Below are 13361 nucleotides of genomic sequence, written 5' to 3'. Positions count from 1 at the left end.
CCTAGTAGGGATCCATGCTGTGCGCGGCGCGGATCTCTTCAGCACTCGGGTGGCGCAGAATCCTCAGGTCTTCGCCCTGCGGATCCCATGCGACCAGGCCGCGCTCTTTGAAAGCCCGCAGCCAACCGGACATCGGCCAGCCATGCCAGGTATTTCGGAAAGTACGTGCATTCTGGATGATATCGTCGAAATGGTTCAGCGGGGGCTTGACCACCCCATGATGCTGATGGAATACGGTGCCCTGCGTGAATACCACCGGCAAGCCCAAGGCACGGGCCTTGAAGCCGAAATCCGTGTCCTCCGCCCCGTAGCCGGCATAGCCGGTCGAGAAGCCGCCAAGGCGAACGAAGTCCTCGGCGCGGATTCCGAATCCCAGCGACCAGAACATTTCATGGCGCTGACAGTGAGTATCCATGGGCAGTTCGGCGCGCAAATGGTGGGATGCGGAACGACGGGTCAGCTCCTCGGCGTCCGGGGTAGGCCCGGGGCCCAGAGGCTGGGCGAGGTATCGGGGTTCGGCCATGGCAAGCACCGGTTGCCGGCGAAGCCAGTCAAGCAGGATTCCGAAGGCGTCAGGGGCAGGAATGCAGTCCACGTCCAGGAACACGAGGTACCGGCTTCGCGCGTGCTTCGCGGCATGGTTCCGGGCCCGGGCCAAAGGCAGTCCCTGTTCACCAGGATACGAGGCCACGTGCACGGAGGTCACCGGCAGTGCGGATTCAACGGGTTCCGGGTCGGGCTCGTCCATGTAGGCGACGATGATTTCCGCCGGCAGAAGGGCGCTGCGATTCACCCCGTCAAGCAGGCGTTGCAGGTGCCCGTGCCGCTGGTGGGCGATTACCAGAACCGAGAAATCCAGAGCCATCTTCCAACCTTTCCACGCTGGCGGGGCCGCGTGCTTACGTGATGCTTCCGCCTCCCAACGTAGCCGTCCCACCACGATCTCCGCAGGAGAAACCATGAGTTCACAGAAGATCCCCACGCTGATCCGCGTGGCCTCCGTGCCATACAGCCAGGTCTACATCCGCCATCTCGAGCTGCCCGACGAGGATCGGGCCGGAATGGTGCAGCGCTTGCAGGATCCGGCACCCGCCGGGGGACCACGAAGCCAGCAATCCGCCTGGTGGCCGCCGCGCATGCTCGAACCGGACTGGATCCGGGAGAACAGCGACAGCTTCGATCTCATGCACATGCACTTCGGTTTCGATGCCTTGGATCCGCAGACTCTCCGGCAGACGGTAGCCGAGCTTCGCGCCGGCGGCAAACCCCTGGTGTACACCGTGCATGACCTGATCAATCCGCACCAGCCGGATCCCCACGCGCACGAGGCCCTGTTAGAGGTGCTGATCCCGGCAGCCGATGCGCTCATCACCCTGACTCAAGGGGCGGCGCATGAGATTTCGGAGCGCTGGGGGCGCAGCTGCCACGTCTTGCCGCATCCTCACGTGATCGACTTCGCCACCATGGAACGCCTTCGCGAGCAACGGATGCAGTCACGCAGAGATCGCCAGCGAGTCCGTAGAATCGGGGTGCACTTAAAGGAGATGCGGCCCAACCTGTCGGAGCAGGTGATCGAGCCGTTGGCGCAGATCGTGGAGGACCTGCCGGAGTGCAAGCTGCAGGTCAATATCCACCGGCAAGTAGTGGACCCGCAGAACAAGGAATACCGTCAAGCGCTCGCCGAGTTCCTGGCGGCAGGTCATGACGCTGGGCGCTGGGATCTCGTGGCGCACGAGTACTTCAGCGAAACTAAATTGTTCGACTATTTCGGCAGTCTCGACGTGAATGTCCTGCCTTACCGCTACGGCACGCACTCCGGATGGCTTGAAGCCGCCCTAGATGCGGGCACGGCAGTCATCGCCCCGGACTGCGGCTACTACTCGGATCAGGACGCCTCGGTGGCCAGTTACCGCTGGGACGGCGAGCAGGTGGACGCGGACTCATTACGCCACGCGGTCCAACGCCAACTTTCCCTGCCGTACATCCCGGGGATGGACGCGCAAGGACGCCGCGAGCAACGCGAGGCCCTTGCCGTAGCCCACCTGCGGCTCTATCGATCCCTGCTGGGTTCCGGCCGGTTCGGCCAGCGTCCGGAACCGGAGCTGCGCCAAGGGCACACCGCGTCCGGACGGTAGCAGGTCATCGGGATGCTAGAACCCGAAACGCTTCATGATTCCGGGCAGCAGCTCGATGAGGCGCGACGCGTTGACGGTTCCACAGGCGGCCGCGGCCCGGCCGGCCTCTCCGTGGATGACCGCGGCGCACGCGGCCAGTTCCATCATGCGGCGGTTGGAGACAGTCTGCACCCCATTCACGCCGGTCAGCGAGCTGTCCGAGAGCAAGTAGCCCAGGATTCCGGTCAGCACGTCGCCGCTGCCAGCCGTGGCGAGCTGCGGTGCGGTATGGCTAACCACCAGGCTGCTGCCGTCCGGAGCCACGATGTAGTTGGTCGGCCCCTTGAGCAAGACAACTGCGTTGTACGACAGCGCGGCCCAGCGAGTCCAGCGGATCGGATCCGCCGTGATCTCTTCGATGGTGACGGTCACGCCGGCACGCCGCAGCAGCATCCGCAATTCCTTGGCGTGGGGAGTCAGCACGCGTGGCTGCTCGCTGGGGCCAGCGGGCACGAGCTCCAGCCCCGACGCGTCGATGACGGCTGGCTGGCGGCTGGCGAAGACCTCGGCGATCGCGCCGGTCGGGGGAGTGCGGCTGTCCAGGCCGGGCCCGATGGCCCAGGACGAGATCTTGGCGCCGCGCCCGTGCACGTACCGGCGGGCCGAGGAGAGTGCTTCCCGGATCTGGTCATCGTCCAGCGGAACGGTTTCAGGAACGGCCACGGCCAGCAGCGGGGCAATGTCCTCCGGCACATGGGTACGCAGCAGACCGACGCCGCAATTCACCGCTGCCCGGGCGGTCAGCTGCGCGGCTCCCGGATACAGTGACGAGCCTGCGATGAGACCGAGCACGCCCCGCTGGTACTTGTGGCGCCCGGCATCACGCCAAGAGCGGTGGGCGTCAAGCAGCTGCAGGGCCGCCTGCTTGTCGATGAGGTTCGTCCGGGGTGCTTGGCCGGTGAAATCGAAATCCAGCGGAACCACTGTAATGTCCCCGGTGACCAACGGTCCGTCGCCGGTCAGCAGGCCGGACTTCATCGCGCCGAAAGTGACGGTCCGTTCTGCCAGCAGCACCTTGTCATCGGCGACGCCGGTTTCAGGGTTCAGGCCGGATGGCAGGTCGCAGGCCAGCACCCGGGAACCCCGGGGGATCCGGGGCAATTCTGCTCCGGAGCGGTAACCGAGACCGTACAGGGCGTCGATGATCAGCGTTGCATTGGCGAGAGGCTGATTGTCCTGTGAATATGGCGCAATCCGTCCGCCAGCCGATTCGTAGACTGACAGTGCATCGGAGTGGACCGAGGGACCGCACTGCAGCGCGGCAGTTGCGTAGCCTTGGTCTTCCAGCTGGGCCAGGGCATAGAGCCCGTCCCCGCCGTTGTTGCCCGGACCGATCAGGCCTACTACCAGAGTTCCGGGAGCGACTGGTTGTTCGCCGAGCATGTCTACGGCTTCCGCCGCCAATGCGCTGGCTGCCTGTTTCATCAGGGCAGCGTCAGAGCGCCGTGAAATCTCCTGGGCTTCTACCGCACGAACCTGGGCAAGACTGTAGACGGGGATCATAAATCAAACAATACTCATCCTTTACCTGCAACGCTGGTTTTATTCGAGTTCGTGTCGCAAAGATGGTTATGAGCGTTCGGCGACAACCATCGCAATGGCCATGTCGCCGTCATGGGACAGGCTCAGATGCCAGGAGGTGATGCCCCGCTGGGCACTCGCCTCCGCGACCGTCCCGACGACATGGATCTGGGGATCCCCGGCTTGGTTCTTGATGATGCTGCAGTCCTGCCAGTTCATTCCCGCCGGCGCACCGAGGGCCTTGGCGATGGCTTCCTTGGCCGCGAAGCGTGCCGCCAGCGAACGGAGGGGGAGCCCGCGCTCATCCACGGTGAACAGCCGTTCGTGCAGTCGCGGTGTCTTTTCCAATTGCCGCCCGAAGCGCGGCACGTCGACAATGTCTACACCAATTCCTGCAATCATGCCTCCCAGTTTATCCAGAGCCGCCGCGGGGCAATAAAAAAACTGCGGGTGCCCTCCCATCATGAGGACACCCGCAGCTCGTGGCTAGGAAACCGGTGGATTACTCCACGGTCACCGACTTGGCCAGGTTGCGTGGCTGATCGACGTCGAAGCCCTTGGCAGTTGCCAGCTCGCAGGCGAAGATCTGCAGCGGCACGGTGGCCAGCAGCGGCATCAGCAGGGTCGGGGTCTCCGGCACGTAGAACACGAACTCGGAGAAGTCCTTCACTGCGTCGTCGCCGTCTTCCGCGATGACCAGGGTCTTGGCGCCGCGGGCGCGGACTTCCTGGATGTTGGAAACGACCTTGGCATGCAGCGAGTCGCGGCCGCGCGGGGATGGAACCACCACGAAGACCGGCTGGCCGTCGTCGATCAGGGCGATCGGGCCGTGCTTCAACTCGCCGGCGGCGAAGCCCTCGGCGTGGATGTAAGCGATCTCCTTGAGCTTCAGCGCGCCTTCCATGGCGACCGGGTAGCCGACGTGGCGGCCCAGGAAGAGCACGGAGGAAGCATCGGCCATGGAACGGGCAAGTTCCTTGATCTCCCCGCTGCGGTCCAGAATGTCCTGGATCTTGGCCGGGATCTTGCCCAGGTCTGCCAGAATGTCCTTGATCTGGCCGGAGAACAGGTTGCCGCGCAGCTGTGCCAGGTACAGGCCGAGCAGGTAGGTGGCGGTGATCTGCGCCAGGAACGCCTTGGTGGAAGCCACCGCGATCTCCGGACCTGCATGGGTGTACAGCACGGCATCGGATTCACGCGGGATGGTGGACCCGTTGGTGTTGCAGATGGACATGGTCTTGGCGCCCTGCTCCTTGGCATAGCGCACCGCCATCAGGGTGTCCATGGTTTCGCCCGACTGGGAAATCGACACGATCAGGGTCTTCTTGTCCACGATCGGTTCGCGGTAGCGGAACTCGTGGGAAAGCTCCACCTCCACGGGGATGCGGCACCAGGATTCGATGGCGTACTTGGCGACCTGGCCGGCATAGGCGCTGGTACCGCAGGCAAGCACAACGATCTTGTTGATCTTGGTCAGGTCGTCGGCATCGATGCGCAGCTCATCCAGGGTCAGGCGGCCCTCGGCGTCCGAGCGGCCCAGCAGGGTGTCGGCCACGGCGGCTGGCTGGTCGAAGATTTCCTTCTCCATGAAGGACGGGAAGCCGCCCTTCTCGGCGCTGGCTGCGTCCCAGTCGACGGTGAATTCCTTGCCTTCGGCAGGGTTGCCGTCGAAGTCGGTGATGGAATGGGCATCCGGGGTAATGGTCACGATCTGGTCCTGGCCCAGTTCCACGGCACGACGGGTGAAGTCGATGAAGCCGGAAACGTCCGAACCCAGGAAGTTCTCGCCGTCGCCCAAGCCGAGCACCAGCGGCGAGTTACGGCGTGCTGCCACGACCACGCCCGGGTGGTCCTGGTGGACTGCCAGCAGGGTGAAAGCGCCTTCGAGGCGCTGTACAGCCAGCTGCATGGCACGGGTCAAATCGCCCTCGGCACCGTTGGCGTACACCTTGCCCAGCAAGGCGGCAGCAACTTCGGTGTCGGTCTCGGAAAGGAACTGGACGCCGTCGGCCAACAGCTCGGCCTTGATGCTGGCGAAGTTCTCGATGATGCCGTTGTGGATCATGGCCAGCTTGCCGCCGTCGGCCAGGTGTGGGTGGGCGTTTCCGTCGCTCGGACCGCCGTGGGTTGCCCAGCGGGTATGGCCGATACCGGTCATGGATGCCGGCAGTGGATCCTCGGCAATCTCGTTCTCCAGGTTGACCAGCTTGCCGGCCTTTTTCCTGGAATGAATAGCACCGTCAGCGACGACTGCTACACCGGCAGAGTCGTAGCCTCGGTATTCCAATCGGCGCAAGCCTTCAATCAGAACGTCAAGGGCGCCGTGGTCGGCGTTCGCGCTTGAGGTTCCTGCATATCCTACAATTCCGCACATGAAAAAAAGACTACCGGCTCATGGTCAAACGATGGAACTAATCGTGGCAGAGCACTCAAAAAAAGCTGTGCGATAGGTCACCTTGGCGCGCGGCAGCGGCGACGACCGCCCGAGTGTTAAATCAGAGTTATTTGGGTTGTGGCACTAGTTGTTGGCAGAATTTGTCCTCGTGGAACCACACGACACACTCGAATCAACAGTTACGCCTTTCGTAGACCTCGAACGCGAAACCTGGGCACGGCTTTCCAACCAGATGGAACAGCCGCTGAATCAGGACGATATCGAGCGCCTTCGCGGCTTGGGCGACTCCCTGGACCTGCAGGAAGTGCGTGACGTGTACCTTCCACTCAGCCGCCTGCTGTCCCTGTATGTCGAGGGGGCGGGAGCGACCCATCGGGCGACCACGACCTTCCTGGGGGAGCAGACCCGGCGGACCCCGTTCGTGATCGGCGTGGCCGGTTCGGTGGCAGTGGGCAAGTCCACCACCGCACGTGTGCTGCGGGAAATGCTGCGCCGCTGGCCCGAAACCCCTGACGTCCAGCTGATCACCACCGACGGCTTCTTGTATTCCAATGCCGAACTGGAGCGCCGCGGCATCATGCAGCGCAAGGGCTTCCCGGAATCCTATGACCGCCGTGCGCTGCTGCGTTTCGTCTCCGCAGTGAAGTCGGGCGTGCCGGAAGTCAGCGCCCCGGTGTACTCGCACCTGACCTATGACATCATTCCCGGCCAGCGGCAGTACGTGCGCTCGCCGCAGGTGCTGATTGTCGAAGGCCTGAACGTACTCCAGCCGGCACGTACCCGCTCGGACGGAACCGTGGGTCTGGCGCTGAGCGACTTCTTCGATTTCAGTGTCTACGTGGATGCCAAGACCCAGTACATCGAGGAGTGGTACATCCGCCGCTTCATGAACCTGCGCTCCGGTGCCTTCTCGGATCCAGCTTCCTATTTCCATCGCTATGCGAAGCTCACCGACGAGGAAGCGCGCACTACCGCCCATGACATCTGGTCGCGCATCAACGCCCCGAATCTCAAGGAAAACGTGCTGCCTACCCGTGGACGCGCCCAGCTGGTACTGCGCAAGGCGGCCGATCATTCGGTGCGCCGGATGCTGTTGCGCAAGATCTAACCCGCCGTTAACAGTACGTGTGATTTTATCGAACAAGTCGAATTCGGGTAGCCGATATCCTGTCGAACTGAGAAATGCCTGTGTATGATCGACCCATGCTTAAGGGTTTCCGCGATTTTATTATGAAGGGCAACGTCGTCGATCTGGCCGTTGCCGTGGTGATCGGTGCAGCTTTCGGCGCCGTAGTGACCGCGCTGGTGGACAACGTGCTGATGCCGTTGATTGCAGCGCTGGTCGGGTCCCCGAACTTTGATGGCTTCCTGCTCTTCACCATTGACGGGGTGGACATCAAGGTTGGCGTATTCATTACCGCTCTGGTCAACTTCCTGCTCATCGCCGCCGCCGTGTACTTCGTGCTGGTCATGCCAATGAACAAGGCAACTGAGGCCTTGAAGCGCCACCGAGGCATCGAGGAAGAAGAGCCGGAACCGGATCCGCAGCTGGCTCTGCTGGAACAGATCCGCGACGAGATCAAGTCTCTGCGTTAGCAACCTTCAGCGTCATCATCACTCGCTTTCAGGGGCGGGCCGCCAGACCTTCGGGGCCGGGCAGCCCGCCCCACGAATTTAACACCACAGGGTGATGCACCTCGGGGCACGGGGGAGATGACGGCATGAAAAGACGAAAAGTGGGAAGATGGAACGGTGAACTCTGAAGCACTTGAGCAAAGCAATGACACTGCCGCGATAATGCCCTCGACCTCCGCCCCGTGGGAACGCCGAGCAGTCATCGATCTCTCAGCGATCCGCAACAACGTCAAGCAGGTAGTCGACCTTGTCGCCCCGGCCGCGGTCATGGCCGTCGTCAAGGCGGACGGGTACGGGCACGGCGCCCTGCAGGTCGCCACCGCGGCGCTGGAAGCCGGCGCCGGCTGGGTTGGCTGCGCTCACGTCACCGAAGCACTCGCACTGCGCGAAGCCGGGCTCGATGCCCCGATGCTCGCCTGGCTGCACACCCAGGACACCCCGTTTGACGACGCCATCGAAGCCGGTATAGACCTCGGTGTCTCCGGCTGGGACCTTGACGCCATCGCGGCGGCCGCCCGGCGGCTGCAGGCCCCCGCCCGCATCCACCTGAAGGTGGACACCGGACTGGGCCGCAACGGCTCCACCATGGCAGACCTGCCAAGCCTGTTGCAGCGTGCCAGCGAGTACCAGGAAGCCGGACTGCTGCGCGTGGTCGGGGTCTTCTCCCACCTGGCCGTGGCCGATGAGCCCGAGCGCCCGGAAACCGACATGCAGCTGGCCGTCTTCGACGAAGCCATCGCCCTGGTGGAAGCCGCGGGCTTCGACCTGGAAGTGCGCCACATCGCCAACACCCCGGGCATCCTCTCCCGCCCGGACTCTCACCACGAACTGGTACGCCTGGGCCTGGGCCTCTACGGCCTGAGCCCCTTCGAGAACGAATCCCCGGACTCCTTCGGCCTGCGCCCGGCCATGAAACTGGTGACCCGTGTGGCCAACGTCAAGAAGGTCCCGCTGAACCAGGGTGTCTCCTACGGGTTGAGCTACCACACCGCTGCGGAGACCTACCTGGGCCTGATCCCGCTGGGCTACGCCGACGGCCTGCCGCGCATCGCCACCGGAGCCCCGGTGACCATCAACGGCAAGACCTACCCGGTGCGCGGCCGCATCGCCATGGACCAGTGCGTCATCGACCTGGGCCCGGACGTTGACCCGGCGGACTTCCTGGGTGCCGAGGCCATCATTTTCGGCGAGGGCGGCCAGAGCGTCAACACCTGGGCCTACGCCGCGAACACCATCAACTACGAGGTCGTCACCCGCATCTCCCCGCGCGTGCCGCGCTACTACGTCCAGGGCAGCTGGGGAGAAGCCGGTGAGTGAGACCGCCAAGGAATTCACCGTACAACTGACCGATCTCGCCGCCACCGAAGCGCTGGGCACCGCACTGGGTACCCAGCTGCGGGCCGGGGACCTGCTGATCCTCACCGGCGCCCTGGGTGCGGGGAAGACCACCCTGACCCAGTCGCTGGGTGTGGGACTGAAGGTCCGCGAGGGAATCATTTCCCCGACCTTCGTGCTCGCCCGCCAGCATCCCTCGCTGGTCGAGGGCCCCGGGCTGATCCACGTGGACGCCTACCGGCTCAAGGACCAGAACGACGTGGACACCCTGGACCTGGAATCCACGCTGGCCGAATCGGTCACCGTGGTCGAGTGGGGACTGGGCAAGGTCGAGCACCTGACCGACTCCCGCCTGGAACTGCAACTGGACCGCGAAGCGCTCACCGCCGCCGCGGAGAAGCCGGCCGTTAACCCCTGGGAAGAAGAAGCGGACCTGGACGAACCACGCCTGTTCACCCTCAAGGCCATCGGCCCGCGCTGGGACGAACCAGCCTTTGAACATCTGAAGAGCACGTTGCTTGATGCCGTGCACACCGGAGAGCTACATGCCTAACTACCTGTCCATCGACACCTCCGCCCACGCATCGGTCGCGCTGATCGATGCGGACACCGGAGCGGTCATCGCCGCCCATACGTCGCCCAAGGGCAATGACCAGACCGAAACCCTGGCCGGTTACGTCCGCGACCTCATGGCCGACCACGGCCAGCAGGGCCCGGAGCTGGCAGGCGTCATCGTGGGCGTCGGCCCCGGCCCGTTCACCGGCCTGCGCGTGGGACTGGTCGCGGCACGCACCTTCGGCTTTGTCTGGCAGGTTCCGGTGCACGGCGTGATGTCGCTGCATGCGCTCGCCGAACGGGTGCTGGAGCTGGACGAGATTCCGGAAGAATTCATCGTGGCTTCGGACGCACGCCGCAAGGAAGTGTACTGGGCCACGTACAACCGCCAGGGAGCCTTGACGGATGGCCCGCACGTGGCCGCCGCCGCGACCCTGCCGGCACTGCCGGTGTACGGCGTGGGCGCCGGGATCTACGAGGAAGCCCTGCGCGAAGCCGGCGCCGCCCCGCAGCCCGAGTCCTTTGCATGGATCGCCGAGTCCGCGTACCTGGCCAAGCATGGCCTCAAGGACCTGGCCGCCGGCAAGGACCTGTCCAATACCGCCCCGCAGTATCTGCGCGAGTCTGATGCTCAGGTGCCGGCCTTTATGAAGCAGGCGCAGGCCAAGGAAGCCACGGCATGAGCGTCGAACTGCGCCCCATGACCAGCGCCGACATCTCCGAAGTGCACCAGCTGGAAACACGGCTGTTCCCCGAGGATGCCTGGCCGGTGGCCGCCTTCGAATCCGAGCTGGCCCAGCACGAAACCCGCAACTACTGGGTTTACGAAGACCAGGGCAAGGTCGTCGGCTACGCGGGCTTGTGCACCGTGCTGCCCATCAGCGATGTGCAGACCATCGCCATTGATCCGGCGTACCAAGGACAGGGATTGGGCCGGAAACTCATGAACCTGTTGATCGACACCGCACGGGAGTCCAAGGCTCTGGATGTCATGCTGGAAGTCCGCTTCGACAATCCGACTGCCATTGCACTGTATGAATCCCTGGGATTCACCACCATCCACCGGCGCGCACGCTACTACAAGGGCGGCGTGGACGCACTGATCATGAGACTACAGCTGGATGCACTGCAGGAAGAACGTACGCAGGAAAAAGAGGAACCCACCGCATGAGCACGAAAGAACCGGTAGTACTGGGAATCGAATCCTCCTGCGATGAAACCGGTGTCGGCATCGTGCGCGGCACCCAGCTGCTGGCCAACGCCGTCTCCAGCTCCATGGACGAGCACGTGCGCTTCGGCGGCGTGATCCCGGAGATCGCCGCCCGTGCCCACCTGGAAGCCTTCGTGCCCACCCTGCAGCAAGCCCTGGATACCGCGAAACTGACGCTCGATGACATCGACGCCATTGCAGTGACCAGCGGACCGGGGCTGGCCGGTGCGCTGATGGTAGGTGTCTCTGCCGCCAAGGCACTGGCGCTGGCCACTGGCAAGCCGCTGTACGGCATCAATCACCTGGTCGCCCACGTGGGCGTCGGCGTGCTGGAAGGCACCGTGCTGCCCCCGACCTTTGGCGCGCTGCTGGTATCCGGCGGCCACACCGAGATCCTGAAAGTCACCTCGCTGACCAAGGATGTGCAGCTGCTGGGCTCGACCATTGACGACGCCGCCGGCGAAGCCTACGACAAGGTCGCCCGCCTGCTGGGTCTTGGCTACCCGGGTGGCCCCGCCATCGACAAGGCCGCCAAGGACGGGGACCGCAAGGCGTTCCGTTTCCCGCGCGGCCTGTCGCTGCCGAAATTCGTCGGCAGCGCAGAGAACCCCGGCAAGCACCGAAACAACTTCTCGTTCTCTGGCCTCAAGACCGCGGTGGCGCGCTGCGTCGAGCACTTCGAAGCCGCGGGGGAGCCGATCCCAGTGGCCGACATCGCCGCGTCCTTCCAGGAAGCTGTCGTCGACGTCATTACCTCCAAAGCTGTTCGTGCAATGGTCGAGAACAACCTGACCACCGTCCTGCTGGGCGGGGGAGTAGCCGCAAATACACGGCTGCGCGAACTGCTGGCTGCTCGGTGCGCTTCGGCTGGCATTGCTTTGGTTGTGCCGCCGTTCAGCCTGTGTACGGACAACGGCGGCATGGTTGCCGCTCTTGGTGCGCAATTGGTTGCTGATGGTGCAAAGCCATCAGGCCTGGAATTCGCGACCGACTCCTCACAGCCGGTGACACAGATTGTGCTGACGCATTAGGAATTCGCAGTTCAGGACTGCTGCCGGGTAGATATTTCGGGGGCTGGATCCGATACGCTGAAGGTGCCGTGCATTGAATAATGCACGGCACCTTCAATTTTGGAGAATTGCCTTATTATTTGGCAGCAAGATTTTCATGCATCGGTGAGCGGGCCCAGCAGGTGTTGGAATCGTAGCTCCACAGCCACGAATCGGTCAGTTAGTTTGTGTGAGCATTCGGCTGACATTAGTCCTGACGATTTCGCGGAAATCGCCCCCTGACGCGGCAAACACCTCTCGCTGTAGCTGATATTCAGCACCGCGTTCGATTAAACGGATGATGCCCTGCAACTCGTCCGCACAACCCAGCTGTTCAGCTATTGGCATCAATCTCTTCACTTCGCTACGCAAATGATCGCTGACAAGCATTTCATCGCCCTGGGCGTTGAGAATGATGATGGCGTCCAGACCGTAGCGCGCTGCGCGCCATTTATTTTCGACTCGGTACCAGTCAGGCATGACCGGGATTTTGTTTCCGGCTTCAAGGCTCAACGACATGTCGTGTACCAAGCATTGGGTTAGGGCAGTGATGGCGCTGATATCTTCCAGAGAGCTCATGCCGTCGCAGATCCGCATTTCTACGGTGCCGAGGCGCGCCACCGGACGAACATCCCAGCGGATCTCCGAGATATCGTCGATGACGCCCGTGTACAGCATGTCGGCGACGTACGATTCGTACTCCGACCAGGTATTGAAATGAAACGGGATTCCAGCGGTGGGAAGCTGCTGGAACATCAGGGCGCGCTGCGACGCGTAGCCCGTGTCCTCGCCACCCCAGTAAGGGCTGGACGCGCTGAGAGCTTGGAAATGCGGCTGGTAGTTGACCAGTCCGTCGGTGATCGGCAGGGCCTTTTCGCGGTCATCCAGGCCCACATGCACATGCACACCGTAGATCACCATTTGTCGTCCCCACCACTGTGTCCGGTCGATCAGGTTTGCGTAGCGTTCTTTGTCGGTCACAGGCTGGGATGTGGGCGCAGCGAATGGGTGCGAGCCGGCGCAGTACAGGTCCACGCCCATCGGAGTCGTGACTTCGCTGAGGGTACGGACGTTTTCGCGCAGTTCTGCCGCGGCCTCGGCGACGGTGTGGTGAACGCCGGTGACGATCTCCACCGTGTTCAACAGAAGTTCCGGCTTGATAGTCGGGTGCTCTTCCTCATGCGGGATCCCGGCATCATCCTTGAGCTTGCACAGCACCTTCTCGGCGACGGAACACAGATCAGCAGTGTCGTGGTCAACGAGCGCAATTTCCCATTCGACACCGATGGTGGACTGGGCTGAGTCGGCAAATTCGATCTTCTGCACGGAACTCCTTCATTGCAAGGTCGATCCAGACAGGGCCTGAACCGGCATGTATAGAAACCGGTGTACCCCACACCCGATTGGAGGATAACCATAACCATTGTATTTGGTGCGCGGGGTTTGTCAGCTCACTGCATCAACGGCCGCAGATTGCATGTAACAAA

The 13361-nt window shown here is 63.1% G+C and carries 13 protein-coding genes; 8 read left to right on the top strand and 5 right to left on the bottom strand.

What is annotated here, in order from left to right:
- Position 1: 1 nt before the first annotated feature.
- The gene (locus tag IEY43_RS12330) at positions 2–865 is read right to left on the bottom strand and encodes a glycosyltransferase family 2 protein (RefSeq protein WP_188948900.1); all 864 of its coding nucleotides are present in this window, start codon (positions 863–865) and stop codon (positions 2–4) included.
- A gap of 94 nt (positions 866–959) precedes the next feature.
- On the opposite strand from IEY43_RS12330, the gene IEY43_RS12325 reads away from it, so the two are divergent.
- On the top strand, positions 960–2135 hold the full coding sequence (locus IEY43_RS12325) for a glycosyltransferase (RefSeq protein ID WP_188948899.1): 1176 nt from the start codon (positions 960–962) through the stop codon (positions 2133–2135).
- Between the two features lie 15 nt (positions 2136–2150).
- Here the strand turns inward: IEY43_RS12325 and IEY43_RS12320 are convergent, their stop codons facing one another.
- From IEY43_RS12320 to glmS, 3 genes are all read right to left on the bottom strand, one after another.
- Entirely contained in the window at positions 2151–3599 is a 1449-nt protein-coding gene (locus tag IEY43_RS12320) for an NAD(P)H-hydrate dehydratase (RefSeq protein WP_188948898.1), read from the bottom strand.
- Positions 3600–3743: 144 nt separating this feature from the next.
- On the bottom strand, positions 3744–4097 hold the full coding sequence (locus IEY43_RS12315; protein WP_188948897.1) for a holo-ACP synthase: 354 nt from the start codon (positions 4095–4097) through the stop codon (positions 3744–3746).
- A gap of 100 nt (positions 4098–4197) precedes the next feature.
- On the bottom strand, positions 4198–6069 hold the full coding sequence (gene glmS, locus IEY43_RS12310) for a glutamine--fructose-6-phosphate transaminase (isomerizing) (protein WP_188948896.1): 1872 nt from the start codon (positions 6067–6069) through the stop codon (positions 4198–4200).
- Positions 6070–6238: 169 nt separating this feature from the next.
- Here glmS and coaA point away from each other — a divergent pair, with 169 nt between their 5' ends.
- The 7 genes from coaA (at position 6239) to tsaD (ending at position 11856) form a co-directional block, all read left to right on the top strand.
- Positions 6239–7198, top strand: coding sequence for a type I pantothenate kinase (gene coaA, locus IEY43_RS12305; protein WP_188948895.1), 960 nt, complete (start codon positions 6239–6241; stop codon positions 7196–7198).
- A 95-nt stretch (positions 7199–7293) separates the two neighbouring features.
- Entirely contained in the window at positions 7294–7686 is a 393-nt protein-coding gene (gene mscL / locus IEY43_RS12300; protein ID WP_188948894.1) for a large conductance mechanosensitive channel protein MscL, read from the top strand.
- Between the two features lie 201 nt (positions 7687–7887).
- Positions 7888–9042, top strand: a complete 1155-nt coding sequence (gene alr, locus IEY43_RS12295) for an alanine racemase (protein ID WP_188948893.1) — start codon at positions 7888–7890, stop codon at positions 9040–9042.
- Entirely contained in the window at positions 9035–9613 is a 579-nt protein-coding gene (gene tsaE / locus IEY43_RS12290) for a tRNA (adenosine(37)-N6)-threonylcarbamoyltransferase complex ATPase subunit type 1 TsaE (RefSeq protein ID WP_188948892.1), read from the top strand. The genes alr and tsaE overlap by 8 nt, the downstream gene beginning before the upstream one ends.
- Positions 9606–10298 (top strand): tRNA (adenosine(37)-N6)-threonylcarbamoyltransferase complex dimerization subunit type 1 TsaB, encoded by a 693-nt coding sequence (gene tsaB / locus IEY43_RS12285; RefSeq protein WP_188948891.1) that lies wholly within the window; start codon positions 9606–9608, stop codon positions 10296–10298. The genes tsaE and tsaB overlap by 8 nt, the downstream gene beginning before the upstream one ends.
- Entirely contained in the window at positions 10295–10786 is a 492-nt protein-coding gene (gene rimI / locus IEY43_RS12280) for a ribosomal protein S18-alanine N-acetyltransferase (protein WP_188948890.1), read from the top strand. The genes tsaB and rimI overlap by 4 nt, the downstream gene beginning before the upstream one ends.
- Positions 10783–11856 (top strand): tRNA (adenosine(37)-N6)-threonylcarbamoyltransferase complex transferase subunit TsaD, encoded by a 1074-nt coding sequence (gene tsaD, locus IEY43_RS12275; protein ID WP_188948889.1) that lies wholly within the window; start codon positions 10783–10785, stop codon positions 11854–11856. Before rimI ends, tsaD begins: the two co-directional genes overlap by 4 nt.
- Positions 11857–12051: 195 nt before the next feature.
- Here the strand turns inward: tsaD and IEY43_RS12270 are convergent, their stop codons facing one another.
- Entirely contained in the window at positions 12052–13200 is a 1149-nt protein-coding gene (locus tag IEY43_RS12270) for a glutamate--cysteine ligase (protein ID WP_188948888.1), read from the bottom strand.
- Positions 13201–13361: the final 161 nt, after the last annotated feature.

The sequence above is a fragment of the Glutamicibacter protophormiae genome, assembly GCF_014647495.1.
Taxonomy (GTDB): domain Bacteria; phylum Actinomycetota; class Actinomycetes; order Actinomycetales; family Micrococcaceae; genus Glutamicibacter; species Glutamicibacter protophormiae.
Note: the sequence above shows the minus strand (reverse complement) of the source record. Positions and strands in the feature narration are given on the sequence as shown.

What these genes read in the sequence shown, in the direction of transcription:
- IEY43_RS12330 (WP_188948900.1), bottom strand. Translation starts at nt 865, where the DNA reads ATGGCTCTGGATTTCTCGGTTCTGGTAATCGCCCACCAGCGGCACGGG.
- IEY43_RS12325 (WP_188948899.1), top strand. Translation starts at nt 960, where the DNA reads ATGAGTTCACAGAAGATCCCCACGCTGATCCGCGTGGCCTCCGTGCCA.
- IEY43_RS12320 (WP_188948898.1), bottom strand. Translation starts at nt 3,599, where the DNA reads ATGAAACAGGCAGCCAGCGCATTGGCGGCGGAAGCCGTAGACATGCTC.
- IEY43_RS12315 (WP_188948897.1), bottom strand. Translation starts at nt 4,097, where the DNA reads ATGATTGCAGGAATTGGTGTAGACATTGTCGACGTGCCGCGCTTCGGG.
- glmS (WP_188948896.1), bottom strand. Translation starts at nt 6,069, where the DNA reads ATGTGCGGAATTGTAGGATATGCAGGAACCTCAAGCGCGAACGCCGAC.
- mscL (WP_188948894.1), top strand. Translation starts at nt 7,294, where the DNA reads ATGCTTAAGGGTTTCCGCGATTTTATTATGAAGGGCAACGTCGTCGAT.
- alr (WP_188948893.1), top strand. Translation starts at nt 7,888, where the DNA reads ATGCCCTCGACCTCCGCCCCGTGGGAACGCCGAGCAGTCATCGATCTC.
- tsaB (WP_188948891.1), top strand. Translation starts at nt 9,606, where the DNA reads ATGCCTAACTACCTGTCCATCGACACCTCCGCCCACGCATCGGTCGCG.
- rimI (WP_188948890.1), top strand. Translation starts at nt 10,295, where the DNA reads ATGAGCGTCGAACTGCGCCCCATGACCAGCGCCGACATCTCCGAAGTG.
- tsaD (WP_188948889.1), top strand. Translation starts at nt 10,783, where the DNA reads ATGAGCACGAAAGAACCGGTAGTACTGGGAATCGAATCCTCCTGCGAT.